This window comes from Actinoplanes sp. NPDC051343 (assembly GCF_044455125.1).
Lineage (GTDB): Bacteria > Actinomycetota > Actinomycetes > Mycobacteriales > Micromonosporaceae > Actinoplanes.
This window is the reverse complement of record NZ_JBITEL010000017.1, coordinates 1-25,057: the sequence shown is the minus strand read 5'-3', so window position 1 is coordinate 25,057 and position 25,057 is coordinate 1. Positions and strand designations below refer to the sequence as shown.

26 protein-coding genes are annotated in these 25,057 nt (G+C 70.0%); 11 read left to right on the top strand and 15 right to left on the bottom strand.

The window, feature by feature from the left end; translation table 11 throughout:
- Positions 1 to 24 precede the first annotated feature (24 nt).
- The 3 genes from ACIA5C_RS41285 to ACIA5C_RS41275 all read right to left on the bottom strand — a co-directional run bounded on the left by ACIA5C_RS41285 (position 25) and on the right by ACIA5C_RS41275 (position 1,990).
- A complete protein-coding gene (locus tag ACIA5C_RS41285) occupies positions 25 to 501 on the bottom strand; it encodes a hypothetical protein (RefSeq protein WP_396065327.1) in 477 nt (158 codons plus the stop codon).
- Between the two features lie 130 nt (positions 502 to 631).
- Positions 632 to 970: an antibiotic biosynthesis monooxygenase family protein gene (locus ACIA5C_RS41280; protein WP_396065325.1), complete on the bottom strand. Its 339-nt coding sequence runs from the start codon at positions 968 to 970 to the stop codon at positions 632 to 634.
- 18 nt (positions 971 to 988) lie between these two features.
- Positions 989 to 1,990, bottom strand: coding sequence for a LacI family DNA-binding transcriptional regulator (locus ACIA5C_RS41275; protein ID WP_396065323.1), 1,002 nt, complete (start codon positions 1,988 to 1,990; stop codon positions 989 to 991).
- A 36-nt stretch (positions 1,991 to 2,026) separates the two neighbouring features.
- On the opposite strand from ACIA5C_RS41275, the gene ACIA5C_RS41270 reads away from it, so the two are divergent.
- A complete protein-coding gene (locus ACIA5C_RS41270) occupies positions 2,027 to 4,402 on the top strand; it encodes a glycoside hydrolase family 3 C-terminal domain-containing protein (RefSeq protein ID WP_396065321.1) in 2,376 nt (791 codons plus the stop codon).
- A gap of 128 nt (positions 4,403 to 4,530) precedes the next feature.
- On the opposite strand, the gene ACIA5C_RS41265 is transcribed toward ACIA5C_RS41270, so the two are convergent.
- Complete coding sequence (locus ACIA5C_RS41265) at positions 4,531 to 5,082, bottom strand: TetR/AcrR family transcriptional regulator (protein WP_396065319.1); 552 nt, start codon at positions 5,080 to 5,082, stop codon at positions 4,531 to 4,533.
- 88 nt (positions 5,083 to 5,170) lie between these two features.
- On the opposite strand from ACIA5C_RS41265, the gene ACIA5C_RS41260 reads away from it, so the two are divergent.
- Together ACIA5C_RS41260 and ACIA5C_RS41255 are read left to right on the top strand one after the other, a co-directional pair.
- The gene (locus tag ACIA5C_RS41260) at positions 5,171 to 5,911 is read left to right on the top strand and encodes an SDR family oxidoreductase (RefSeq protein ID WP_396065317.1); all 741 of its coding nucleotides are present in this window, start codon (positions 5,171 to 5,173) and stop codon (positions 5,909 to 5,911) included.
- Between the two features lie 27 nt (positions 5,912 to 5,938).
- The gene (locus tag ACIA5C_RS41255) at positions 5,939 to 6,676 is read left to right on the top strand and encodes a class I SAM-dependent methyltransferase (protein WP_396065315.1); all 738 of its coding nucleotides are present in this window, start codon (positions 5,939 to 5,941) and stop codon (positions 6,674 to 6,676) included.
- Here the strand turns inward: ACIA5C_RS41255 and ACIA5C_RS41250 are convergent.
- A complete protein-coding gene (locus ACIA5C_RS41250; RefSeq protein WP_396065313.1) occupies positions 6,666 to 7,985 on the bottom strand; it encodes a Gfo/Idh/MocA family protein in 1,320 nt (439 codons plus the stop codon). The genes ACIA5C_RS41255 and ACIA5C_RS41250 overlap by 11 nt on opposite strands.
- A gap of 132 nt (positions 7,986 to 8,117) precedes the next feature.
- Between ACIA5C_RS41250 and ACIA5C_RS41245 the strand changes: the two genes are divergently transcribed.
- Positions 8,118 to 8,531 (top strand): phosphotransferase, encoded by a 414-nt coding sequence (locus ACIA5C_RS41245; RefSeq protein ID WP_396065311.1) that lies wholly within the window; start codon positions 8,118 to 8,120, stop codon positions 8,529 to 8,531.
- Positions 8,532 to 8,773: 242 nt separating this feature from the next.
- On the opposite strand, the gene ACIA5C_RS41240 is transcribed toward ACIA5C_RS41245, so the two are convergent.
- The 5 genes from ACIA5C_RS41240 to ACIA5C_RS41220 form a co-directional block, all read right to left on the bottom strand.
- The gene (locus tag ACIA5C_RS41240) at positions 8,774 to 9,337 is read right to left on the bottom strand and encodes a histidine phosphatase family protein (protein WP_396065309.1); all 564 of its coding nucleotides are present in this window, start codon (positions 9,335 to 9,337) and stop codon (positions 8,774 to 8,776) included.
- Between the two features lie 147 nt (positions 9,338 to 9,484).
- Positions 9,485 to 10,090: a GNAT family N-acetyltransferase gene (locus tag ACIA5C_RS41235; protein ID WP_396065307.1), complete on the bottom strand. Its 606-nt coding sequence runs from the start codon at positions 10,088 to 10,090 to the stop codon at positions 9,485 to 9,487.
- 52 nt (positions 10,091 to 10,142) lie between these two features.
- Complete coding sequence (locus tag ACIA5C_RS41230) at positions 10,143 to 11,204, bottom strand: glycosyltransferase (RefSeq protein WP_396065305.1); 1,062 nt, start codon at positions 11,202 to 11,204, stop codon at positions 10,143 to 10,145.
- Between the two features lie 51 nt (positions 11,205 to 11,255).
- Entirely contained in the window at positions 11,256 to 11,858 is a 603-nt protein-coding gene (locus tag ACIA5C_RS41225) for an FMN reductase (protein WP_396065303.1), read from the bottom strand.
- Complete coding sequence (locus ACIA5C_RS41220) at positions 11,855 to 12,937, bottom strand: LLM class flavin-dependent oxidoreductase (protein ID WP_396065301.1); 1,083 nt, start codon at positions 12,935 to 12,937, stop codon at positions 11,855 to 11,857. Before ACIA5C_RS41220 ends, ACIA5C_RS41225 begins: the two co-directional genes overlap by 4 nt.
- A gap of 238 nt (positions 12,938 to 13,175) precedes the next feature.
- On the opposite strand from ACIA5C_RS41220, the gene ACIA5C_RS41215 reads away from it, so the two are divergent.
- Positions 13,176 to 14,450: a hypothetical protein gene (locus ACIA5C_RS41215; protein ID WP_396065299.1), complete on the top strand. Its 1,275-nt coding sequence runs from the start codon at positions 13,176 to 13,178 to the stop codon at positions 14,448 to 14,450.
- On the opposite strand, the gene ACIA5C_RS41210 is transcribed toward ACIA5C_RS41215, so the two are convergent.
- Positions 14,430 to 14,960 (bottom strand): hypothetical protein, encoded by a 531-nt coding sequence (locus ACIA5C_RS41210; RefSeq protein ID WP_396065297.1) that lies wholly within the window; start codon positions 14,958 to 14,960, stop codon positions 14,430 to 14,432. The two genes, ACIA5C_RS41215 and ACIA5C_RS41210, sit on opposite strands and share 21 nt — an antisense overlap.
- A gap of 131 nt (positions 14,961 to 15,091) precedes the next feature.
- Between ACIA5C_RS41210 and ACIA5C_RS41205 the strand changes: the two genes are divergently transcribed.
- From ACIA5C_RS41205 to ACIA5C_RS41190, 4 genes are all read left to right on the top strand, one after another.
- Complete coding sequence (locus tag ACIA5C_RS41205) at positions 15,092 to 16,069, top strand: FAD-dependent oxidoreductase (protein ID WP_396065295.1); 978 nt, start codon at positions 15,092 to 15,094, stop codon at positions 16,067 to 16,069.
- Between the two features lie 91 nt (positions 16,070 to 16,160).
- Entirely contained in the window at positions 16,161 to 18,005 is a 1,845-nt protein-coding gene (locus tag ACIA5C_RS41200; protein ID WP_396065293.1) for an SCO2524 family protein, read from the top strand.
- 2 nt (positions 18,006 to 18,007) lie between these two features.
- Entirely contained in the window at positions 18,008 to 18,421 is a 414-nt protein-coding gene (locus ACIA5C_RS41195) for a hypothetical protein (RefSeq protein ID WP_396065291.1), read from the top strand.
- Positions 18,385 to 18,924 (top strand): SCO2523 family variant P-loop protein, encoded by a 540-nt coding sequence (locus ACIA5C_RS41190; RefSeq protein WP_396065289.1) that lies wholly within the window; start codon positions 18,385 to 18,387, stop codon positions 18,922 to 18,924. Before ACIA5C_RS41195 ends, ACIA5C_RS41190 begins: the two co-directional genes overlap by 37 nt.
- Positions 18,925 to 18,946: 22 nt before the next feature.
- Here ACIA5C_RS41190 and ACIA5C_RS41185 read toward each other — a convergent pair whose 3' ends face one another.
- Positions 18,947 to 19,495 carry a helix-turn-helix domain-containing protein gene (locus ACIA5C_RS41185; protein WP_396065287.1) on the bottom strand — a complete coding sequence of 183 codons (549 nt, stop codon included), beginning with the start codon at positions 19,493 to 19,495 and terminating at the stop codon, positions 18,947 to 18,949.
- Between the two features lie 36 nt (positions 19,496 to 19,531).
- Between ACIA5C_RS41185 and ACIA5C_RS41180 the strand changes: the two genes are divergently transcribed.
- Complete coding sequence (locus ACIA5C_RS41180; protein WP_396065285.1) at positions 19,532 to 20,368, top strand: alpha/beta fold hydrolase; 837 nt, start codon at positions 19,532 to 19,534, stop codon at positions 20,366 to 20,368.
- A 45-nt stretch (positions 20,369 to 20,413) separates the two neighbouring features.
- Here ACIA5C_RS41180 and ACIA5C_RS41175 read toward each other — a convergent pair whose 3' ends face one another.
- The 3 genes from ACIA5C_RS41175 to pgi all read right to left on the bottom strand — a co-directional run bounded on the left by ACIA5C_RS41175 (position 20,414) and on the right by pgi (position 24,659).
- Positions 20,414 to 21,796, bottom strand: coding sequence for a carbohydrate-binding protein (locus tag ACIA5C_RS41175; protein ID WP_396065283.1), 1,383 nt, complete (start codon positions 21,794 to 21,796; stop codon positions 20,414 to 20,416).
- A 64-nt stretch (positions 21,797 to 21,860) separates the two neighbouring features.
- A complete protein-coding gene (locus ACIA5C_RS41170; protein ID WP_396065281.1) occupies positions 21,861 to 22,994 on the bottom strand; it encodes a winged helix DNA-binding domain-containing protein in 1,134 nt (377 codons plus the stop codon).
- A gap of 33 nt (positions 22,995 to 23,027) precedes the next feature.
- The gene (gene pgi, locus ACIA5C_RS41165; protein WP_396065279.1) at positions 23,028 to 24,659 is read right to left on the bottom strand and encodes a glucose-6-phosphate isomerase; all 1,632 of its coding nucleotides are present in this window, start codon (positions 24,657 to 24,659) and stop codon (positions 23,028 to 23,030) included.
- A gap of 177 nt (positions 24,660 to 24,836) precedes the next feature.
- Here pgi and ACIA5C_RS41160 point away from each other — a divergent pair.
- Positions 24,837 to 25,057, top strand: a 221-nt coding sequence (locus ACIA5C_RS41160) for a hypothetical protein (RefSeq protein WP_396065277.1), incomplete at its 3' end; no start/stop codon positions are given.

Sequence of the window (25,057 nt, the reverse complement as noted above, 5' to 3'; positions counted from 1 at the left end):
AGCCGCATCGACGCCGACCGAACCCTAGACCGGGGTCCGGTCGGCGTCGATGCGGGCCCAGCGTGCGGCCAGGTCGCGCCGGCGGCAGGCGACCAGGTGACTGGCCAGGATCGCCGGCTGCCCGCCCCGCACGCAGACGTCGGCGCCCGCGGTGAGCACCCCGGCGACCACCTCGGGCGGCGCCTCGTCGTCGACGAGCGCGACCACCCGGGTGCGGGCGGGCAGCACGGCCCGGGCCATGCCGACCTCGCGGACGTTGGTGCCGGCCAGCAGCACGATCTCGCCCGGCCGTACGTCGTCGAGCCCGTCCGGGCAACGCAGCGACCAGCCGCCGGGCAGATGGGCGGACAGTCCGGCGACCCGGCCCGGGCGGCCGAGAACGGCCACCACCGGGCGGGGGCCGCGGGACTGCGCGGGGACGGTCGACGGGTTGACCGGCAGGCCCGTCGCGGTGATCGAGAAGTTCTGGGGCGTGGTTGCCTGGTTCAGTTGCACGAGCATGGCGGGGCTCCTACTGGCGTCGGTTACCCCCTCACGAAACGCCTGCAGCCTTGGCGGCCCGTGTGCGATGCCTGTGCATTTGATGTCAGGGCATTTGATGTCAGGGCGTTCGGTGTCAGGCCGTTCGGTGTCAGGCCGAGTGGACCGACGCGACGTGGAACAGCCGCGGGTCGGCCGACTCGGCGATCGTCATGATCGTGGCCAGGTGCTCGCGGACCTTCGGGTGCAGCTCGGCCTGGTCGAAGTCCTGGGTGCTGCGCCACTGCATGTAGTTGATCACCCGGGTGCGGTCGAGGCTCGCGTGCACGCTCGACGAGATGAGCCCGTCGACCAGGGTGGACGTCTCGGCGATCAGGTTTTCGAGCGCCGCGATCAGCTCACCCTGCCGCGCGTCGGCGCACGTGTACGTGTTGATCAGGGTAAGGATCTGGGCGCCTGAGGTTATGGTTGCCTGCTTCTCATCCGACATGGGCCCACCGTAGTGTGCTCAGACCGATTCGCGGCGCACGACCCCGACCAGCTCAGCGGCCTGGAAGACCGGTCCGGGCTCGCCCTTGGTCGCCGCGAGGACGGTCTCGACCAGGTGGGCGGCGACGGCGGACTGGTCGGTGGTCACCGTGGTCAGCGGGGGCGCGGCAAGCCGCGCCGGCGGGATGTCGTCGACCCCGATGACGGCCAGGTCGGCCGGGACGGTCAGGCCGAGCAGACGTACGCCGGCGAGAACGGCCAGGGCGACCTCGTCGTTGTACGCGCAGACGCCGGTGACTCCGCTCGCGCGCCAACGGCGTACGGAATCAGCCGCCGCCTCGGCACTCAGCGCAACCGTCTCGACCGCCGGTGGCGGGAGGCCGCCGGCCCGGCAGGCCGACCGCACGCCGTCGAGACGCGGCTCGGTGAAGAACTGCAGGCGCTCGTCGTCCGGGCTGGCATAGCCGAGCCGGGTGTGCCCGGCGGCCGCGAGGTGCTCGACCTGGCGCCGCCCGACCAGCTGCTGGGGGATCTCCAGCTCGCGGCCGTGCAGCGGCTCGCGGCCGAACAGGGCCACGACCAGGGCGACGCCGGCCGACCGCATGGCGGCCATCTCGTCGGGCGAGAAGTCGGCGTACGCGATCACCGCGGCCGGCGTGATCGCCTTCCAGATCTCGGAGATCGGCCGGTCCTCCCGGTTGCCCGGGTGCACGACGAAGGTGAGTCCGATGCGCGCCAGCCCGGTCGAGAGGTTGGCCAGCATCGTGCCGACCTCGGGGCCGATCGGCCAGTCCGGCAGCAGGAGGAGCACGACGTCGGACCGCCCGGTGCGCAGCGTGCGGGCGGCCGCCGAGGGCGCGTAACCCAGCGTGGCGGCGGCGGTGCGCACCCGGCTGCGGGTATCGGCCGAGATCGTCTGCCGTGGGGTGTCGTTGAGGACGTAACTGACCGTCGCCCGGGACACCCCGGCCAGTCGCGCGACGTCGGCGCTGGTCACTCGTCGGGTGCCCGATTCCGGCATGGTGACATCGTAACTTACACGTGTAACCATGAGCTCATGACGTCCGACGACCTCGTCTCCATCCTCACGTCACTCGACCTTCCCACCAAGGTGCGCCTGCTCACCGGCGCGTCGGCGTTCACCCTGCATCCTCAGCCGTCGATCGGTCTCGGCGAGATGCGCTTCTCCGACGGCCCGACCGGCGTGCGCGGCCTCAAGTTCAGCGGCGGACGGGTCGTCGCCCTCTTCCCCAACGCGACCCTGCTGTCCTCCCAATGGGACGAGGACGGGGCGTACGAGTTCGGCCGCCTCCTCGCCGAGGAGGCCCTGGCCCAGCAGATCCACGTCGTGCTCGGGCCGACGATCAACCTCCACCGCACCCCGCTCGGCGGCCGGCTGTTCGAGGCCTACTCCGAGGATCCCCTGCTCACCGGCAAGATTGCGGCGGCCTATGTGCGCGGCGTCCAGTCGCTGGGCGTGGGCGCCTGCCTGAAGCATCTGATCGCCAACGAGTCGGAAACCGACCGCAACACGGTCAACAGCGTCGTCGACGAGGCCACCCTCCGAGAGGTCTATCTGCTGCCGTTCGAGATCGCCATCGACGCCGCGGACCCGTGGACGATCATGGCGGCCTACAACGACGTCAACGGCCTGCCCTCCACCGAGCAGACCGTCGTGAACAACGACATCGTGAAGGGCGAATTCGGCTACCGCGGGCTGATCATGTCGGACTGGTTCGCCACCAGGACGGCCGGCCCGGCCGCGAACGGCGGCCTCGACCTGGTGATGCCCGGACCGGACGGCCCGTGGGGGGACGCGCTGGTCGCGGCGGTGCGCTCGGGCGAGGTCGACGAGGCGGTGATCGACGATCACCTCGGGCGCCTGCTGCTGCTGGCGCAGCGCACCGGCGCCCTGGGCACCCCCCGGGACTATCCGGACGGCCTGCCGGCGCCGGCCTCCTCCGTACGCCGTGAGCAACTGACACGCATCGCGGCGCGCGGAATGACGGTCCTTCAGAACAATGACGCCGTCCTGCCGCTGGACCGTTCGGCGACGGTCGCCCTGATCGGCCGCCACGCCGTCGAGACGATCGACATGGGTGGCGGATCGGCCCAGGTCAACCCGCCCTACCAGGTGAGCGTGGCGTCCGGGCTCACCGCGCTGCTCGGCTCCCGGGTGTCCGTGGTCGACGGCGTCGACGTGCGCACCCGGCCGGTGCCCGCCCGCGACGGCTTCTTCTCGTCCCCGCAGGTCGTCCTGTGCGACGCGGCCGGCCACGAACTGGAGCGGCGGCCGCTGGCCGGAGCCCGCACGGTCATCGGGATGGACGACGACTTCGCCGGACGGGTCGCCACGGCCCGGTTCACCGGCGTCGTCACCGGCCCGGCCCAGGTCGAACTCGGCGTGATCGGCGTCGGTGACTGGAAGTTGTCGGTCGGCGGCCACTCCTCCTCGGTGTCACTGAGGGTGAGCGGGAACGGCTTCGGCGAGGAGATCCTCGCGCCGCCGGCCCACACGTTCGAGGCGACGGTGTCGCCCGGCGACGTGTTCGAGGCGACCGTCTCCCTGGACGACACCTTCACCATCGGCGGCTTCGGCCTGATCGGCCACGCGGCCTCCCGCGAGACGGTCGACGTGATCGACGACGCGGTGCGGGCCGCGGCCGCCGCCGACGTGGCGGTCGTCGTGGTCGGCCTGACCGAGGAGCAGGAGACCGAATCGGTCGACAAGTCCACCCTGCACCTGCCGGGCGCCCAGAACGCCCTGGTCGAAGCCGTGGCCGGCGCCGCACGCCGTACGGTCGTGGTCGTCAACGCCGCCACCCCGGTCATCATGCCGTGGCTGTCCCGCGTGGACGCCGTGCTGTGGGCCGGGCTGCCCGGCCAGGAGGGCGGCCACGCGGTCGCGGCGGCCCTGCTCGGCGACATCGAACCGGCCGGCCGCCTGGTCACCACCTTCCCGACCGACGACGGCAAGACCCCGGCCTGGACGGTCACCCCGGTCGACGGCAGGCTGGTCTACGACGAGGGCCGCTTCGTCGGCTACCGCGGCCACTTCGGCGGCCGGGCCCCCGACCCGGTCTTCTGGCTCGGCCACGGCCTCGGCTACACGACGTGGGAATACAGCGACGTCCGCCTGGTGCTCGGCGACGCCCCGGCCATCCACGCCACGGTGAAGAACACCGGCAAGCGCACCAGCCGCGAGGTAGTGCAGGTCTACTTGCGCCCGACCGAACACGACGAGCCGGTCCGCCTGGTCGGCTGGACCCCGGTCACCGTCGAGCCGGGCAAGTCGGTCCGGGTCACCGTCCGCACCGACCGCCGCATGTGGCGCAAGTGGGACACCGAGTCGGGCTCATGGACCCGCATTGCCGACGGCGGCACGTTCCTGGTCGCCCGCGGCCTGGGCGACATCCGAGCGTCCGTCTCCTGACGGCGACTCCTTCTGCCGCCCCCCGGCCGGGCGGCCCCTCGGCCGGGCGGCCCCTCGACCGGGCGGCCCCTCGACCAGGCGGCCCCAGCCCCCGGCTCAGGGGCGGGCGCGCAGGGCCCGCCTGCCTCTCAGGGGCGGGTGCGCAGGCCGTCGAGGACGATGCCGAGCAGGTGCCGGGCGCGGCTGTCGAACTCGGACGCGTCCATGCGTGACAGATAGCCGATCAGGATGACGACGTCGCGTGCGTCGACGTCGTCACGGATCTCGCCGGCCGACCGCCCGGCGTCGAGCAGCAGCGTGATCGCGTCGCCGATCGGGCCCAGGCTGCTGGCGGACAGGTTTTCCCAGGTGGCGACCTCCAGCGCCGCGTACACGCCCCGCTTGACCCGGGCGTACTCCGCGACCCGGTCGAACCAGGCCCGCAGGGCGTCCGCCGGAGCGTGCTCCTCGAGCAGGGCGCCGGCCGCGGCGACCAGTTCGTCGACGTCGGCGCGGTAGACCTCGGCCAGCAGGTCGGCCCGGGTCGGGAAGTGGCGGTAGAGCGTGCCCTGGCCGACGCCCGCCCGCTGCGCGACCGCGTTCAGCCGGAAGTCGGGGTCCTCGGTGAGCTCCGCGCGGGCGGCTTCGACGATGCGGGCCCGGTTTTCGGTCGCGTCGGCCCGGCGCGGTGCTGATGTCACCGCTACGTCGTACCACAGCTTGCTAACCGGACACGTGTCCGCTAGCTTTCCCGGTGCGGACACGTGTCCGGTTATCGGGAGGAAGATCATGGCAGGCATCGACGGCAAGGTTGTGGCCATCACCGGGGCGAGCAGCGGCATCGGCGAGGCGACGGCGCGGCTGCTGGCCGAGCGCGGTGCGTCCGTCGCCCTGGGCGCCCGGCGCCTCGACCGGCTCGACGTCATCGCCGGCCGGCTGCGCGACCGGGGTCTCGCGGCGATCACCTGCCGCACCGACGTCACCCGCAGCGCGGACCTCGAGCGGCTGGTGACGCGGACGGTGACGGAGTTCGGCCGCATCGACGTGCTGGTCAACAACGCCGGGATCAGCCGGATCAGCCCCATGTCGGCCCTCGACACCGACGGCTGGTCGGCGATGATCGATGCAAATCTGCGCGGCGTACTGAACGGCATCGCCGCGGCGATGCCCGCCTTCCGGCGGCAGGGCCGGGGACATTTCGTCACGACGGTGTCGACCGCCGGGCTCAAGATCACGCCGACCATGGCGGTCTACGGCGGCGTCAAGAATGCCGTACGGACCATCCTCGAGGGCCTCCGCCAGGAGTCGACCGACGGCGTCATCCGCACGACGTCGGTGTCACCGGGCTACGTTCGCACCGAGCTCGCCGAATCGATCCACGACCTGGAGCTGCGGGAGCGGATCCGGCAGAACATGGCCGACTTCGCCATCCCGCCCGAGGCGGTGGCGCGAACGATCGCGTTCGCCATCGAGCAACCCGACGACGTGGAGATCAGCGACATCGTCGTCCGCCCGACCCGGCAGGACTGATTCCCCCGGCCGACTAGCTTGGGCGGCGTGTCCTTCGTTTCGGAGCATGCGCGCCGCCAGTACGCGACCACGACCGCCAACCTGACCGCCCGGATGGCGCTGCACAGCTACGGAACCAACCCCGAGACCTGGTGGGAATGGGTGACCCCCCGCCTGCCCCGGGACGGCCGGGTCCTCGAGGTCGGTGCCGGCACCGGCGAGCTGTGGCAGCACCTGCCCCACGGCCCGCTCACCCTGGTCGACTTCTCGCCCGCGATGTGCGCCCGGCTGCGGCAGTTGCCCGGGGCCCGGGTGCTGCGGGCCGACGCCGGCGCGCTGCCGTTCACCGGCGACGCCTTCGACACGGTGATCGCGAACCACATGCTCTACCACGTCGACGACCCCGGCCTCGCCCTTCGGGAGTTCGCGCGGGTGCTCGCGCCGGGCGGCCGCGTCGCGGTGGCGGTCAACGGCCGCGACCACATGGCCGACCTGGAGGATTTCGGTACGCCGGGACGCGCGCCGCTCCGGCTGAACGGCTTCTCGGCCGAGACCGCCCCGCCCGCGATGGCCGACGTCTTCGACGACGTCACGGTCGAGCGCTACCCCGGCGACCTGGCCGTCCCGACCAGCGAGCCGGTTCTCGCCTACCTCGACAGCTGGACACCTCTGACCGGCGCCGAGCGGGCGGCGGCCGCCCGGCGAATCCAGGAACGCATCGACGCCGACGGCGCCTTCCGCATCCGCAAGCACACCGTGCTGGTCACGGGCCGCCTCACACGCTGACCGGGACGCCCCGGCCGGCGGCGGACCGGTACCACGCGCGTACGGTCGCAACCGCAAGCCGCCCCTCGGCGAGTGTCGCCATCGGGTCGCCGCGGAGAAGAGCCTGGTATTGGCGTCGGAACGACGCCGTGTATTCGCGGTCGGCGTCGACGGTCAGCACGCGCCGGCCGTCGACACTGAGCCCGGACGGGTCGATGACGAGCGTGCCGCGCGAGCACACGACGGTCGTCTCGTGGAAGAACTCCGGCGAGTCGATCAGCGCGAGATGGGCCCGCAGCCCGCCGCTGAGGTGGACGGTCCCGGCCGCCGACGTCTCCACGGACCAGCCCGCCGGCGTGGCGATCGACCCGGCGACCGCAACCGGCGGGGAGCCGAGCAGCCAGCTCGCGCGATCGATGCTGTGTACCCCGACCAGCATCACGATCCCGCCCCCGGCCAGCACCGGATCGGCAAACCACGCCGGCCGGTCGGGCCGCCGATAGTCGGCCGAGCGCCGTTCGACGTAGAGCAACGGCTCCCCGAGCCGCGCCAGCTCGTCGCGCGCAGCCTGCACCTGCCCGAAGAACCGCCCCTGCTGCCCGACGACGAGCTCACCCACCGGCGCCCCTCCGATCGCAGGCGCCCCCGCAGCTCCCGACACCACACCGGCCGCGACCTCGCCCGCCTGCGCCGCCTCCCCTGCCTCCGCCCATCCGCCGACCGGCGACTCCGACGCTGCGGACCCGATCAGCGCATCCCTGCGGCCGCCCTCGGGACCACCGCGGCCACCCTCGGGACCGTCGGGACCGTCGGGACCGTCGGGACCGTCGGGACCGTCGGGACCGTCGGGACCGTCGGGACCGTCGCGACCGTCGCGACCGTCGCGACCGTCGCGACCGTCGGGACCGTCGGGACCGTCGCGACCGTCGCGACCGTCGCGACCGTCGCGACCGTCGCGGGCCTCGCCGGGTCGATCCGGACTTCGGTCGCCGCGCACGAGAGCGCGGCCGGGCCGGTAGCCGATCATCCGGTCGCAGGACTCGACGGTCGTTGCCAGCGGCTTCTCGACCAGTACCTTGCGACCCGCCTCGAGCGCTCGGAGCGCCAGACTCTCGTGCAGCGCATGCGGCACCGCGAGCGCGACGAGGTCCACGGCGTCGAGCACCTCGTCGAAACCGGCGACCGCGCGGGCCCCGTACGTCTCCGCGAGCCGCGCCGCGCGCGCGGGCACCGGGTCGAAAACCGTTATCAGCGTCAGGCCGTCAACCTCGGCGGCGGCCGCCGCGTGCCGCCACGCCACCTCCCCCGCACCGACCAGCCCCAGTCTCATGCCGCAAAGATATGGCGGCATGACAGTCATCGTGGTGACCGGCGTGATGGCGGCCGGCAAGTCGACCGTCGCTCAAGGGCTCGCCGAGGCTTCCCGCGGTCCGCCCACGTCCGGGGCGACGTCTTCCGGCGGATGATCGTCTCGGGCCGGGTCGAGATGGCTCCCGGCGACCCGGCCGGGGCCGGTGACCAGTTGTGGTTGCGCTATCGCCTTTCGGCGGCGGCTTCCGACGCGTACGCCCGGAGCGGCTTCACCACCATCGTGCAGGATGTGATCCTCGGGACCGATGTCCCCCGCTACCTCGCTCTTCTCCGCACCCGCCCGCGGCACCTGGTCGTGCTCGCGCCGAGCCGGGCGGCGGTCGCCGCGCGCGAAGCCCGGCACGCCAACACCGGCTATGGCGACTGGACCGTCGAGGCACTCGACGCGGTGCTCCGCGACGAGACCCCGCGGATCGGGCTGTGGCTCGACACCTCCGACGAGTCTCCGGCCGAGACCGTGGAGCGCATCCTGAGCCGCCTGCCCGAGGCCCGGATCACCGACTGAACCACAACCAGCCCGGCCACCACGTCGGGGACGAACACGCCGCGGCGACGGTCGGTGCCGAGCGCCAGGAGCAACCTTCACGCGAACGGCAGCCCCGAACTGAGCCAGGTCACTGCCGCCGCGGCGCGACTTCGCCGGGTCATTGTCCGTGCTCCAGCGAGCGCCAACACCGCGGTAATCAGGAACCAGCAACCCGCACGGCCTGCGCTGGGCCGGCGTCAGCGCTGAGCCGGGCCTGTGCATCACGCGTTCCAGGTGTCGATGACCGGATTGTCGTGCTCGAAGCCGAGCGTGGAAAGGGTCGCCGTCCCCAGTTTGAGCAGGCCACCCCCGCTGGCGGGCAGCCCGATCCAGCGCGCACCAGCCACCCGCAGCGAATGCCCGTGCGCCACCAGCGCCACGTCACCCTCATCGAGCGGCTCGCGGGCCCGGGCCAGCACCCGGTCGAGCCGCGCGGCGATCTGCTCCGGCGTCTCACCGTCCGGCGCGCCGTCGGTCCACAGCGACCAGTCCGGCCGGGTCTCGCGGATCGTGGCCGAGGTCAGGCCCTCGTAGTCGCCGTAGTTCCACTCGGCCAGGTCGTCGGTCACCTCGGTTACGGCCAGCCCGGCCAGCTCGGCCGTCCGCAGGGCCCGCCGGCGCGGGCTCGAGATCACGGCCGCGAACTTGCGTCCGGCCAGGCGTTTCCCAGCTTCCCGAGCCTGTCGTTCACCCTCCGGGGTGAGCTCGAGGTCCGTGTACGACGTATGCCGCCCGGCCGCGCTCCACTCGGTCTGCCCGTGCCGAATCAGCACAATCTCGCCCATGGTTCCCACTCCCTCAGACATGCCTGGGCCTTCCCCCGGGCGAACCTTCCGAACGGGTCCCAGCTTGCCCTTGTTCCGCGCCGGCCGCGCGTGATCGTCCACAGGGCCCCGGGCGGCCACCCGCTGTCCACAGCCCCTTGCGGGCACCTACCTCGACAGCCACATTTCGCGAGTCAGCTCGTATTCGACCTCGCCCAGCTCCGTGCCGGGCAGCGGGTCGTCCCACTGCTCGTGACAGGTGCGCACGTAGCGCATGCCGATGGCCCGCATCACGCCGCGGGAACCCGCGTTGACGGCCATGGTCCGGGCGATCACCCGATGCCGGCCCAGCGTGTCGAAGGCATGCCGCAGCAGCTCCCGCGACGCCTCAGTCGCGAGTCCGCGACGCCAGAACCGGCGCACGAGACGGTAGCCGAGTTCGCCGACGGCCGGGTCGTACGGCTGATCCGGGCTGTGCGCGGGCGGCAGCATCATCAGGCCGACGAACTCGCCGTTCTCCTCGCGATCCGGCGCGGCCGACCCGGGCCGGCCGCCGCCGGTGCCCCACGCGATCCAGTAACCGAGGCCGTCCACCTCGCGTCCGAGCGCCATACGTTCGGCGTGCGACCCGGTCACCTCGGCCCGCGAGCGGGCCCGCCCGTACAGGAAGCGAAGCACCTCGGGGTCGGAGTCGAGCGCGACCTCCAGATCGAGGTGGCGGTCGGCCAGGGGTACGAGCAGGAGGCGATCGGTACGCAGCACAGGTTGCGGCACGAGAGGACCCTCACACGAGCTGCACGGTCGTGCGATCGAATTTCTGCGGCGGTCAGCCTTCGGACCCGGCCCAGCCCGACTGCTGCAGTTCCGACCCGGCCAGGTCGCCCAGGCGGGCCTCGGCCCCCGAGGCGGCGACGGTGAGGCGGCCGACCAGCTCGCGCAGCTCGTCCAGCACCCGCGGGGCCGGGCGACGCCCGGCCGTGTCGACCACCTCGGTGACGCCGTCCAGCAGCGTCGCCGCCGACGTCACGTCGCCGAGCTGGGCCAGGGCCTGGGCCGCCAGCCAGTCGCAGTAGGGCTTCGGGGCGCCCGCCTCCCGCAACTGCGACGTCAGGACCAGGCAGATGTCGTCCATCCCGGCCGCGAGCACGACCCGCGCCAGGAAGTCGGTGGCCTGCAACCACTCCGGCGTACCCGGGAACAGGTCCCGCAAGCTCTCGAACGTGTCCACCGCGTCCTGCAGCAGGCCGGCACCGACCAGGCTCCGGCCGAGGTCGAGCATCGTACGGGCCACCTGCGCCGGTGACGTCGCCTCGGCGAGCGCGCGGCGGGCCAGGTCGGCGTTGCGCACCGACTTCGCCACCCGCTGGCGCCGGTCGGCGTAGCCGCGGTGGTCGAGCACGATCACGTCGCGGGGCAGGTCGGCCGCCCGCGGCCGGGAGCCGGCCGGGGTGACGAGCCGCTCGTGCACGCGCCCCAGCCAGCGCACCCGGCCGGCCCGGTAGATGCGGGCCTCGTTGTGGGTGTACGGCAGTTCGTCGTGCGCGTTGTCGATCTGGACCCGGCAGACGTCGGCGTCGGAGGCGGCCAGCACGGCGCGCAGCCGAGCCGGGTCGGGGACGACACAGCGATGGTCGGCGTCGACCGACAGGATCCACGAGGACGAGACGTCCTGTTCGGCGGTGTTGCGCGCCGCCGCGAAGTCGTCGTCCCACCGGCCCCGGGTCACGTGAGCGCCCAGCTCGGAGGCGACCGACACCGTCGCGTCCGCGGAACCGGTGTCGTACACGTGGATCGCGTCGACGACGCCGGCCAGCGACGCCAGGCAGGACGGAAGGTTGGCTTCCTCGTCCCGCACGATCAGCGAGGCGGCCAGAAAATCAGGGCTCACAAGTGCCAGTTCGGCACGGACGCCACTCCCCTGAGCGGTGGCGGTCCTCACTCAGCTGTGCAGAAGGTCCTCGAAGTTCACGGTGAGGGCGAACGGATCGGTGACCTGCACGGGCGCGCGGTGCTGCAGCTCGCGGGCCAGCTCGCCGGCGGCGCGGGTGATGCGGGACTGCAGCAGGCCGTCGGCGGAGTCGGCGCCCCAGTCGTCGGCGGCCGCGAAGACCGAGGTCGGGACCACGACCGCCCGGAAGTACGCGAACAGCGGACGCAGCGCGTGCTCCAGGGCCAGCGAGTGGCGGGCGGTGCCGGCCGTGGCGGCGATCAGCACCGGCTTGCCGGCCAGGGCGTCCTTGTCCAGCACGTCGAAGAACGACTTGAACAGGCCGCTGTAGCTGCCGCTGAAGATGGGGCTCACGGCGATCAGGGCGTCGGCGGACGCCACCGCTTCCAGGGCGTCCTTGAGCGCGGGCGGCGGGAAGCCGGTCAGGAGGTGGTTGGCGATGTCGTGGGCGAGGTCGCGAAGCTCGACGACGCGTACGCCCAAAGGGTTTTCGCTTGCGGCGGCGGTGGCCGCCGCAAGCTGGTCCGCCAGCAGCCTGGTCGAGGACGGCTGGCTGAGGCCGGCCGAGACCACTACGAGGGAACGCCCGGTCATGCCGCTACCTTCTTCGCTGCCATCAGGGACTCGTGGGTGGGTGCGTCCGGCACGTGGGCCGGCTTGAGGGCGGCGAACTCCTTGCGGAGCACCGGAACGACGTCGCTGCCGAGGAGGTCGAGCTGCTCGAGGACCGTCTTCAGGGGCAGGCCCGCGTGGTCCATCAGGAACAGCTGGCGCTGGTAGTCGCCGACGTAGTCACGGAAGCCGAGCGTGCGGTCGATGACCTGCTGCGGGCTGCCGACGGTCAGCGGGGTCTCGGCGGTGAACTCCTCCATCGAGGGGCCATGGCCGTAGACCGGCGCGTTGTCGAAGTACGGCCGGAACTCGTTCACCGCGTCCTGGCTGTTCTTGCGCATGAAAACCTGACCGCCGAGGCCGACGATGGCCTGGTCCTCGCCGCCGTGGCCGTAGTGGGCGAACCGCTGCCGGTAGAGCTGAACCATCCGCTGGGTGTGCTCCTTGGGCCAGAAGATGTGGTTGGCGAAGAAGCCGTCACCGTAGTACGCGGCCTGCTCGGCGATCTCGGGCGACCGGATCGAACCGTGCCAGACGAACGGGGGGACGCCGTCGAGCGGGCGCGGGGTGCTCGTGAACGACTGCAGCGGGGTACGGAACTTGCCCTGCCAGTCGACGACGTGCTCACGCCACAGCTGGTGCAGCAGGGCGTAGTTCTCGATCGCGAGCGGGATGCCGGCCCGGATGTCCTTGCCGAACCAGGGGTAGACCGGCCCGGTGTTGCCGCGGCCCATCATCAGGTCGATCCGGCCGTCCGACAGGTGCTGCAGCATCGCGTAGTCCTCGGCGATCTTCACCGGGTCGTTGGTGGTGATGAGCGTGGTCGCGGTGCTGAGCAGAAGCTTGTCGGTCTGCGCGGCGATGTACGCCAGCGTCGTGGTCGGCGACGAGGAGAAGAACGGCTCGTTGTGGTGCTCACCGAGCGCGAAGACGTCGAGACCGGCCTCCTCGGCGTGCTTGGCAATGGTGACCACATTCTTGATCCGCTCGGCGTCGGTCGGCGTACGCCCGGTCGTCGGGTCCGTGGTGACGTCGCTGACGGTGAAGATCCCGAACTGCATGACCGCTCCTTCAACCGATGGTGGCTTACGGTTGTCTCAACCGCCTGGCTCGCTCGGGTATTTCAAATTTGTAGGAACCTGACTGCGGCATGGGTCACAGCCGGACCCGTGCAGGACCATGCACGGACCAGCGGCCCGCCGGTCTTTCCGCCGGCCCGCATCACGCCCATCATGAAGCTCGTGAGCACGCAGGGAAAACCTCGTCATGGCCGGTAGAGATTCTCAGGAACCACGGACGGTGCTCGAGCACGTGCTGCGCCAGGAAGACCGGACCTACGAGGAGGTCGCCGCCGAGTACGAGCGCCTGGCGGTATCCCTGGGCGAGCGAGGTCTGAGCATCAGCGCACGACACCTGCGACGGCTGGCCTCCGGGGAACGGACCGGCACGACGCCGTCGACCCGGCGGGTGTTGCAGGCAATGTTCAAGATCCCGGCGAGCGAGCTGTTACGACCCTGGAACGCCGGGACAGGGATGTCTGCCGGCCACGGGTTCCTGCCGTCACGCGCCGAGGCGGAGCAGTTGTTACACCTGGCCGCCGAGCAATCCCGCGCGGCTGCGTTCGGTGGCGAATTGCCGATGAGCGCCGAAGCGATCGAACAACTGCACGACGAAGTACGGGAACTCGCAACGCTCTATCCGGTGCGGCCGTTGCCGACCGTGCTGGGTCGGCTGGTCACCACGCAATCGACCATCCTGGCGCTGCTGAAACGACGTCAAACCCCCGCGAATGCGCGGTCGTTGTACTTTCTGGCCGCCGTCGTCGCCGGCCTGCTCGCGTACGCGGGGAACGACCTCGGACGGCCCGAACTGGCCCTGACGCATGCCCGGACGGCATTCCGGTGGGCCACCTACACCGACCATCATGGTTTGCAGGTCTGGGTTCGGGCCCTGCAGTCGTTCATCTGTTTCTGGGCCGACCGCCCTCGCGAAGCGCTCCGCTATGCGGAACTCGGTGTCCCCTCGGCCGACGCTGCTTCCGGCTCGGCCCCGGCATGGCTCTTTGCCGGAGAAGCGCGGGCCTGGTCAGCGCTCGGAAACGCGCGACGAGCGAGGGACCTGATCGGCAAGGCCGAGGCGGCGTGTGAGCAGGCCCAGCCGGATGACCTCGACGCGATCGGGGGCCTCTGCACGTTTGCCTGGCCGCGCTATCTCTACTACGCCGGCCGCGCGCTGGCGACCTTGCCGGAAGAGTCGGCGACCGCGGAACGGTTGTCCGTCGAGGCCGTCCGGGCCTACCGCGACCACGACCAGCCGACATGGGATTTCGCCTGCGAGGCGGACGCCCGGATCAGCGTGGCGCTCGCCCGGGTGTCGCGGGGCGAACTGGACGGGGTCACGGAGTCACTCACGCCGGTATTCGCCTTGCCGGAAGACGACCGGATCCACGACCTCGTCCGGACGATGCACCTCGTGCAGGGCGAGCTGGATCGGTTCGGCACCGCGACGTCCCGGGACCTTCAGGAGCAGATCGTTACGTTCACAGAGCACTCACTACCGGTCTCCGCCCGCTGAGGCGCCGGCGGGAGCGTCCTGTGCCCGGATCACCGAATTCACGAACTCCCCGAAACTCGCGACGTAATGGTTGGCCACCACCTGCCATACCGCGCGGAATTCCGGCGTCGAAGCGTCCGCCTCAATGACGTTTTTCCAGGCGTTCCAGGCATCCTCGTCGAGTAGGGTGCCCCGATTCGAGAGGAACAGTGATTCATGCACGTCCATTCTGACGAACATGAACATCGCGCGTAGGTTGTATTCATGGGAGCCGGTCCGGACGCCCCGAGAGGACAGGAACCAGGACAGCAGGTCATCGCCCGACTGGAAGAGAATGGAATTGAAGTTCGCTCCGTAGTTGGTAACCTCACGATATGCGTCCTGCCTCATCACGGAAACCGAAATCGCGACCTGCTTGGATGCCTCGGTGGCCTGCTTAGCCGTTTCGCGAGCCTGCCGGTAATTCAACAGAAGTGCGACGACGACGGCAATCAGCGAAATCGTCTGCAACCAATCAGCAAATTTCAACATCGCCCCTTAATGAGACAGCTACGATAAGTGGGTCCATCGTGGTCCCGTTGCGGTCCGATCCGACCACGAGTCTCGGCCCATGACAAGACCTCCCCCGGCTGAGGAGCACGGGCGATTGACGAGGTGGAGTAATGCCACGAAGGGCGGCCTCCAGCCGGGTCGTCGTCGTCGGGGCCGGCGTCTCCGGCCTCACGACGGCGGTCCGGCTCGCCGAGAGCGGCCTGCGCCCGCGAATATTGGCCCAGGACCGGCCGGCCGCGACCAGCTCGGCCGCGGCCGGAGCGATCTGGGATCCGACCTACGCCCGGCATTCCCGCCGGGATCTCTGGGCCACCCGCACGTACGAGGTGTTCGCCGCGCTCGCCGCCGCCGGCCTACCGGGAATCCGCATGGTCGCCGCCTTCGAAGCGTCCCGCAGGCCGATCCCACCGCCGCCGTACGCCTCTCACCTGCCCCACTATCGCGAGTGCGATCGGGAAGCATTGCCGGACGGGTTCGTCAGCGGATACCGCTATCGCGCCCCGATCATCGACATGGTGCCTTACCTTCGAACGCTGTCCGACCGCGTGGTGGCAGCGGGCGGCGAACTGCAGTTCGGTATTCGGCTGCGTTCGTTGCAGGAGGCGTTCGCGGACGCCGACGTAGTGGTCAACTGCAGCGGATTCGGCGCTCGCGACCTGGTGCCCGATCCCGATGTGGTGCCGGTTCGAGGCCAGCTCGTCGCCGTACGCAATCCCGGCCTGAACGAGTTCGTCGCCGAGCGCACCGATGTGCCGGGCGAGTTGACCTACCTGTTGCCGCACGGCGAGCTGCTACTGCTCGGCGGCAGCGCGCAGACAGGCGACGCCGATCTCCGGCCGGCGGCCGACATCGCGGCGGCAATCGTGGAGCGGTGCAGCCGCATCTACCCGGCCATCGCGGGCTCGGAGATCCTCGGCCATCGTGTCGGGATCCGCCCGACGCGGCCCGAGGTGCGGCTGGCGCAGGTGAATCTCGGCGGCGGGCGGCACCTTCTGCACAATTACGGGCACGGCGGTTCCGGCGTGAGCCTTTCATGGGGTTGCGCCGACGACGTCACCGCTTCGGTCCTGGACATTCTCGGCACGTAAGACCGAGCCGGCGAGCACAGCTGCGGGATGATGGTGGCTAGCGCCTTCAAGAGGTGACAGCAAACCCACGGACGGTAGGTGCGCTGGTCCGATGCAGATTGAGCCACGCCAGCAGCTTCTCGATCTCTGGCTGGCCACCACAAGGGTCTCCTATCGCGACGGCGCCTGGAACCCGGGTGGCCGCGGCGGCAGCAATTCGATCAGTGATGCGGAGCAGTTGCTCTGCATCATGTCGCCGGCGACCGAGGTGCCGATGTTCCGGCTCGACCGGCCGGACAACGTCAGCGAGGATGTCATCGCGGCACTCGGCGCACTGGGGGACAGCCTTCAGATTCCCCACCGCCTGCTGCGTGCCCTGACTGAGTACATCGACCGCTATACCGACCCGGACGGCACGCCGGTCTTCTCCGGCGGGACCTATTTCGACTCCGATGTGGAGGCGCAAGAGATCTCACCGGCTCAGCGTGAGCTGGACGTGGTCGACTCGTTCTCCATCTCGGTGACGCTGATGCTGGCAACGATCGGCTTCACCAAGGTCTTCCGGTCCGTGGTGACCCGGCCGACGCTGCGGGAGCACGTCGACAATCTGGAGCGGCTCGCCGGCCGGCGCCTGTCGGCAGCTATGGCGGGACTCCTACGGAGCTTCACCGTCAATGCCTTCCCGGCCGACAGCGCGTCCGGCCGAGAGCTGATCCGTGCGGTCAATCAGGATCGCGGTCCGACGCAGGCTGTGGTCGAGGAACTGCAGGAGGCTTTGCGGGAGATCAGGGTCCGGCTCAGTGGCGACGTCATCATCGGTTCCGGTGCCGCCGAGGGCAGCGAACTCGACATTGCCAACCGGCTGTTCGAGTGTGGCTGGTCGTGGGGCGTCGTCCGCGACGCGCCGAAGATCGAGACGATCGCCGACATCGGGCGGCAGCGTGACGGCGTGGCGCAGGACGCGCCGTACCTCTACTTCACCACTGTCGCGCTCGATGCGATTCAGGCGTTGTCGTCGGAGCGCACGCGCCTCCTCGGTCTTCTCGACCCGGAGCAGTCCCGTTTGGCACAGTCGCTGCAGCTGCGTTTCGAGCTCACCCGATCGTACTGGGCGACGATTGCGACCTTCGGCTCCAGCCGGTGGGCGATGGAAGACATTCCCTGGTGTACCACCGACGGCAGGATGTCCGACTACTTCACTCTGTCGGTCGCCGGGATGGTCATGCAGAACATGCAGTGCGTCCGCCCGTCGAATGCGGAGATCCTGCGCGTGGGCAACGTGCTGGAAGAGCTGGCCGCCCGCAGCCGGATCACGCGCCGGTCCAGCGAGCCCGGAGCCGCAGTCGCCGCGCACTATCCGGGACTGCACTTTCCGCTCGAAGGCAGCGAGGACGCGGGCGGTCCCCGACTGACCTGGACCGTCGCCGACCTCTCCCCCGTCCTCTTCCGCCGCACGCTGGATCTCGCCGGCATGACCACCGACAACGCCACGCGCAGCCGATTGCTGCACCTGTCGGATGCAGTCTGGAATCACTTGCACGACCGCATGATCCGCGATGGCGACGACCGCGGTCTATGGGATCGACCGGCCGGTGTCTTCAGCCACCTCACTCGCGATCACACCAACGTCTCCTGGTCCTACACGAGGCGTGTGGTCGACTGCCTGGTCACCGCGGCTCGGGTGATCAATGAGGCGCCGGTGCACAGCGATCTGCTGGCCCAGGTCGCGGCCGATCTGCTCAACGAGGCCGATCACCTCTACGACCGTGAGCTGCTCCAGGGCACCACCACGCGCGGCGAGACACTGCGGATCGAGCTGGAGCGTCTTGGAACCGTACTTCGCCGCGCCCGCTCGCTGTGCCGCGAACGGCCGGGTGCGGCGGTCGCCATGACCGAGGAAGTGTTGCGCGCGCTGGACCGGCTCTCGGCAGCCCGGGACGCGGACATCGGGAGCTGACCATGCTGATCTTCGCGACATCCGACGCGGACGGCGCCGGCCGATCGGTGACCAGTGCGAACCTGGCCTACCGGCACTCGTTGCAGGGAGGCGACTCCGCCTATCTCGACTTCAACTTCGGTTCTCCGACCTCGGGCACGATCTTCGACCTTCCGGAGGAAATCAGGTTCGGTGTCGACGACGGAGGCATGCACAGCTATCTGCTCGGCCACGTTCCCGAGCCCCGCCGGGTCGACGTCTGGGCCGAGACTCAGCGCGAGGCGCTTCGCTATCATCCGGCCGGAGCGGGGCGGATCATGCTGTTGCCCGGCTACAGCGGAAAGCGCGAATTTCAGTCGACGGCGGAGATCGTCGACGCCTGCACCGAACGCTGGTCCGGATGGATGAGGAGTTCGGCCTCGTCATCGTCGATCTGACCGCTGGCAGGTCGTATGCCACGGAGATCGTGCTCGCCGCGACTGCCCGGCCGGAGCTGCAGGGCGTGCCGAGCCGTTGGGTCGTCTTTCACCGCTGGACCCGGCAGCACATCGTCGCGGCCGGCGGGCTGGTGCACGGCTCGCAGGGCATCGTGGATAACGGCGTGCGGTTCGGCCACGATCGGACCGCGCTGGCTGAGGCGATCGGCTTCGTGCGAACGGCGGTGCTGGACCCGAGCCAACCCGACACCGGCCTGCGGACGGAGCAGCTCGCATGGCTGGATGTGTGCAATCGGAGGCTTGATGAACTGGCCAGCAGCCGTGGTGCCGGCCGGGCTCATCTGCTCGGCGAGGTACCTCTCGACCCGGTACTGCAGTGGCAGGAACAATTGATCTCCAACGACGACGTGTGGCTCCACCGCACGGCCAACGAGCGCACGGTCAACGCATTCGAGCACCTGGCGAGAAAGATCATCGACGAGAGCTCGTGGGTCGGCCTGTGATCCTTGTCGTCGGGCAGGCGTCTCAAGCTAGCTTCGCTGATCCGCTGTCAGCCACCGGGAAGAGGATCGGGCTGATCAGGTACGGGGTACGGCCCGCGTCCGGGGTGTTGCCGATGACCGGCAGGATCGCCGCCCGCATGCCTTCGATCAGCTTGGCCCGTTCGTCGTCGGTCAGCCAGATCGCGTGTTGCCGGTAGCCGACCTGATCGGCCGCCGGGTCGGAGTCCTCGCGGCCCAGATATTGCTCGTACTCGGCGAGCAGCACTGCCATCGCCGTCGCGAAGGCCCTCCGGTGCTCGTCCTTGGTTGCCGTCGCGGCCCGGGCCGGTGTCACCGCCGCCGCCGCTCGCCGCAGCCGGTAGCGCCGCTCGACGAACCCTCGCACGCGCTGCTCCCCTTCGACCTCGAGGATGCCTGCCTCGGCCAGCGTCGCCACGTGCCGGTAGACGGTCGCCTGGGAGACGTCGGGCAGCCGCGCCGCCAGCTGGGCGGTTGTCAGTGTCTGCCCGCCGCCGAACGCGTGCACCAGGCGCAGCCGTACGGGATGCAGGAGAAGCTCGACCGGGTCCATTTCCCAATGTTCGCACAGCTGCTAATGTTCGCAGTCATGAGAACATTCGTGGACGTGGGCGGACGGCAGATCGCGCTCTATCAGGGCTTCGATGCGGAGCGGGTCGGGGCGCCGGTCGTCGTGCTGCCGGGCGCCGGCCTGGTCGGGCTCGATTTCTGGTCGATCGCCACCGGCGACACGGTGCTCTATGACCGGGGCGGCACCGGGTGGAGCGACGACGTGCCACTCCCCCGTTCGGCCGGCGACGTGGCGATCGAACTCAAGCAGGCACTGCCGCCTGGCCCGTGGATCCTGGTCGGACACTCGCTCGGCGCGGTCTACGCACGCCGGTTCGCCCAGCTCTTCCCGGCGGACGTGCGGGCGCTGCTGCTGCTCGACCCCGGCCACGAGGATCTCTTCGACTACCTGCCGCCCGAGGCGGCCGAGCTCAACCAGGCTTTGAAAGCGGATCTGCCCGACCTGACGGCCGAGCAGATCCGAGCGGCCCGGGAGGCCTACTCGCGGCTTCTCGCCGCCTGGCCCCCGGACGTACGCGCTGAGCTCGTCGACTATCACCTCTCGCAATGGCGCACCTCGCTGCGGGAGTCGGCCGGCCTGGAGTCCGATGTCTACCCCGAGGTGCGGTCCGGTGGGCCGGTTCCCGACGTGCCGACCACGGTGCTGACCGCGGGCGCCGGCAACCCGGCGTGGGCCACGGTGGCCCCGCCCGCCCTGGTCCGGCAGGCCCTCGACGGCATCCACAAGCTGCACGCCACGATCGCCGGGCAGTCGTCGCGCGGACGGCACATCCTCGTCGAGGGGGCGACCCACCAATACCTGCACATCGAGCAGCCCGGCGTGGTGCTGGCCGCCCTGGCGCAGCTCGCCCGATGACTCGGGGGCCGGCACCGACTGGCGGGTCGGTGCCGGCCGGACCGGTCAGCGGCCCTCGAGCCGCTTCACGTTGTCGCCGAAGGTCCAGCCCTTGGAGCCGTCCCAGTTGATCGACCAGGTCATCAGGCCCTTGATGCCGCTGACGCTGGAGTAAGCCTGCGACACCAGGGACGGTGCCATGTAGCCGCCGCCGGCGCCCGACTGGGCGGGCAGGCCCGGGACCTGCTTGTCGTACGGGATCCTGACCGTCATGCCCTGGACCGTGAGGCCGTTGTTGAGGCATTGGGTCTGCACGGTGAAGCCCTGAACCGTGCCCGCCGAATAGGAGTCACCGGAGCAGCCGTACATACTCCCGTTGTAGTACTGCATGTTGAGCCACCACAACCGACCGTTGTCCAGATACTTCTTGATGATCGGCAGGTACGAGCCCCAGATGGACCCGTAGGTGACGCTGCCGCCGGTCACGTACGCCGTCTCGGGCGCCATGGTCAGGCCGAAGTTGGACGGCATCTGACCGAGCACGCCGTCGATGATCCGCTCGAGGTTGGCCTGCGAGGTCGACAGGGTGTTGATGTTGCCGCTGCCGGTCAGCCCGGTCTCGATGTCGATGTCGATGCCGTCGAAGTTGTACTGCTTGAGGATCGGCACGATCGACGAGACGAACCGGTCGGCGACCGCGGACGAGCTGAGGTCGATGCCGGCCGCCGCACCGCCGATCGACATGAGCACCGTGGAGCCGGCCGCCTTGGCCGCGCAGACGTCGGCCGGGGTGCCGACCTTCACGCCCGCGTCCATGCCGTCCCGCCAGAGCACCGTGCCGTCGGAGAGGATCACCGGGAACGCCGCCATCAGCACGTTGTAACCATGCTGGGCGATCCGGCTGTCGTTCATCGGGATCCAGCCGAGGCCGGGGTGTACGCCGTTGGACGAGCCGTCCCAGTTCTCCCAGTAACCCTGCAGCACCTTGCTCGCCGGCCGGCCCTTGGTGGCACAGGTCGAGCCGCCGGGCGGCGTCGTGGTCGGCGGCGCCGTCGTGGGTTGAGTCGTGGGCGGCGTCGTGGGCTTCGTCGTCGGCGGTGTCGTCGGCGGTGTCGTCGGCGGTGTCGTCGGCGGTGTCGTGGGCTTCGTCGTCGGCGGAGTGGTGCCGCCGCCGGTGCACGCGCCGAGGTCCGTCCACAGGGTCGGCGTCGCGGCCGGGTTCCAGCCCGCGCCCGGCCACGCCGTGTGGGTGACCAGCGCCTGGTAGAGATGAGCCTGGTAGGTGACCTGCTGGCCGGCCGTGTAGGTGTTGCCCTCGGCCCACACCGTGCCGGAGCACGTCACGGCGGCATTCGCGGCGCCGCCCGGACCGGCGACCGCCACGGCGAACGCACCGACGGCCACCCCCAGACCGACGGCCAGAGCTAAGAGACGACGTCGGACACCCATGGCGACTCCCTCGATACGTACGTGACGTGCGACACCCACATAGTGGCGTTCACATGCGTAAATATCAAGGGTTCTTAACAGTCAGCGGCAGGCCCAGATAGTCGGCGAACGGCTGCAGCGCGGCCTCGGCATTGTGACGATCTCGTGAAGTGAACTTCGCCAATGGCTGGACGGTCACGGTGACGCCGTTGCGGCGGATCGTGCGCTTCCAGGTCGCCATCACCCGTCCCCCGCGCACCAGCGTGGACTGGAAGACGCCGTTGCCGCCCGGAATGACCGCCGCCAGCTGTTCCGGAGTGCCCATCATGGACCGATCCTTGTAGCCGAGCAGATATTCGTCGAAGCCCGGCAGCGCCAGCCAGCCCCCGCCGTCCGACCCGGCCGCAGCCGAAGCCACGCCGCCCACCGCCACGCTGTCCGCCGCGGCGCCACCCACCGCGGGCGGCTCCGCGGCCATGAGCATCTCGACGCCGTCGACGTCGACCGGCGCCAAGGCCTTTCCGGCGACCGCGATGCCGGTTCGGCAGTCGGTCATCGTCAGACCGGTCCAGCCCGCGAAGTCCTTGAGCGTCGTCGGGCCGTGACTGCGAAAGTAGCGCAGCGCGATGATGCCGAGGGCCTCGTCGCGGTCCGGTCGGCGTGGCTCGGGCGCCCACTCGTCGAGGAGCACGAACGTCTGCTCCTTGCCCACGTGCGGGGCGATCGCGGCTACACCTTGCTGACACGCGTACCACAGAAGGTGGTAACCGATCTGACCGCCCACCGCGATGCCGCCCTCGGTGAGCGTGCGCAGGCACTCGGCTCGCGTCAGTCTTTTGCCGCCCGCCAGGGCGGAGCCGAGGAGCTCGACCGCCCGGTCGGCGTCGGCCGCCGAGAGGCCGATCTGCTGGCGGCGGCGCTCGGACCCCACCAGCGAGCGCACGCCCATGAGCTCGAGCATCCAGCGCGCGTCGGCCGGCGGCACCCAGTGGACCGTGCCGCGCATCGGCCACGTGCGGATGGCCTCGCGGCGCTCGAGGGCCGCGTTGATGTCGTCGATTTTGGCGCCGGGCAGCCGCGCGCCGAGCGACCAGAGGCCGCTGTTGACGTCCTGCGCCTGCATCGCGCCGAACCATTCGACGATCGCGGCGACGCGGCCCGGGCTCCCTCGCAGGAGCAGGCTCCGCATGCGCAGCTCGAGGGCCGCCGACTTGTCCATGCCGACGACCCTAGAGCCGGGGTGTGACGTTTTTCAGCGACCGCGGCCGGCTCGGTACAGCTTGATCAGGTTGTTGGTCGAGGAGTCGTCGTCGGTTGCCGGCGCGGACGACCCGGTGAGCTTCGGCGCCAGCTGGTTGGCCATCACCTTGCCCAGCTCGACGCCCCACTGGTCGAACGAGTTGATCTGCCAGATCGTGCCCTCAGTGAACACGATGTGCTCGTAGAGGGCGATCAGCTGGCCGAGGATCGACGGCGTCAGCTTCTGGGCCAGGATCGTCGTGGTCGGGTGGTTGCCCTGCATCACCCGGTGCGGCGCGACCTTGGAATCGGTGCCCTCGGCCTCGACCTGTTCCAGCGTGCGGCCGAAGGCGAGCGCGCCGGTCTGGGCGAAGAAGTTGGACATGAACAGGTCGTGCATCTCGGCGATGTCGTGGTTGGGCTCGACGAACCCGATGAAGTCGGACGGGATCAGCTTCGTGCCCTGGTGGATCAGCTGGTAGAAGGCGTGCTGACCGTTGGTGCCGGGCTCGCCCCAGAAGACCTCGCCGCTCTGGTACGACAACGGGCTGCCGTCCAGGCGCACCGACTTGCCGTTGCTCTCCATCGTCAGCTGCTGGAGGTAGGCCGCGAAGCGGTGCAGGTATTGCGAGTAGGGCAGCACGGCGTGCGACTGGGCGCCGAGGAACGTGTCGTACCAGACGTTGATCAGGCCGAGCAGGGCCGGCACGTTGCTCTCGAGCGGCTGGGTGCGGAAGTGCTCGTCGACCTGGTGGTAGCCGGCGAGCATGTCGGCGAACTGCTCCTTGCCGATCGCGATCATGACCGACAGGCCGACCGCGGACGGCAGCGAGTAGCGGCCGCCGACCCAGTCCCAGAAACCGAACATGTTGGCGGTGTCGATGCCGAAGTCGGACACCTTTTTTTCGTTCGTCGAAACCGCGACGAAGTGCTTCGCGACCGCCGCCTGATCATTTCCGAGCCCGGCCAGAAGCCACTTCCGCGCCTCGGTCGCGTTGGTCAGCGTCTCCTGCGTGCCGAACGTCTTCGACACGATCACGAACAGCGTGGACGCCGGGTCGAGGTCGTGGGTCTTCTCGTAGAGATCGGTCGGGTCGATGTTGGAGATGAACCGGCATTCGATCTCGGGCGACTTGTACGCCTTGAGCGCCTCGTACGCCATCACCGGGCCCAGGTCGGAGCCGCCGATGCCGATGTTGACCACGGTCTTGATGCGCTGACCGGTGTGGCCCGTCCACTCCCCCGAGCGCACGCGGTCGCTGAACGCGCCCATCCGGTCGAGCACCTCGTGCACCTCGGCCACCACGTCCTGGCCGTCGACGACCAGCTGGGCGTCGCGGGGCAGGCGCAGCGCGGTGTGCAGCACCGCGCGGTCCTCGGTGGTGTTGATGTGTTTGCCCTCGAACATGGCGGCGATGCGATCGCGCAGCCCGGCCTTCTCGGCCAGCGCGAACAGGGCGGTCATGACCTCGTCGGTCACCAGGTTCTTGCTGTAGTCGACGGTCAGGTCGGCGACGGTCGTGGTCAGCCGCTCGCCGCGGCCGGGGTCACTGCCGAACAGGTCGCGCAGGTGCACCGCCGAGAACTTCTCCGCGTGGCCCTGCAGCGTCTGCCACTCGGCGCTGTCGGAAACGTGTTCGCTCATCAGCCTTGTCTCTCGCTCGAACCCGGACTCTCATCCCCATCCTGGCACGAATGGGTTGCCCGCAGAACGCGTACCGAATCAAGCCCGAAGAAGATCGACTGTGTTTCTCGTCGCCTCACAGATTGCGGACAGCCATCACACAAGGCGGCCGTAGCCCGCTCCCCCACGGTTGGCGCCATGACGACGTTGATGGAACAGCCGGCGGCGCTCGAAATGCCGCACGAGGCGGCCCCGGCACGGCAGCGCCGATGGCCGGTCCTGGTGTTGCTGGCCGGAACCGCCCTGCTCTACCTGTGGAATCTGAGTGAGTGTTTGAGAGTGCTTCTATTCGGGCGCGTTCAGCAGGCGTCGGGTCTGGCGTTTGATGGGTCCGCCGCGGTCGAGGCGGCGGATCATGG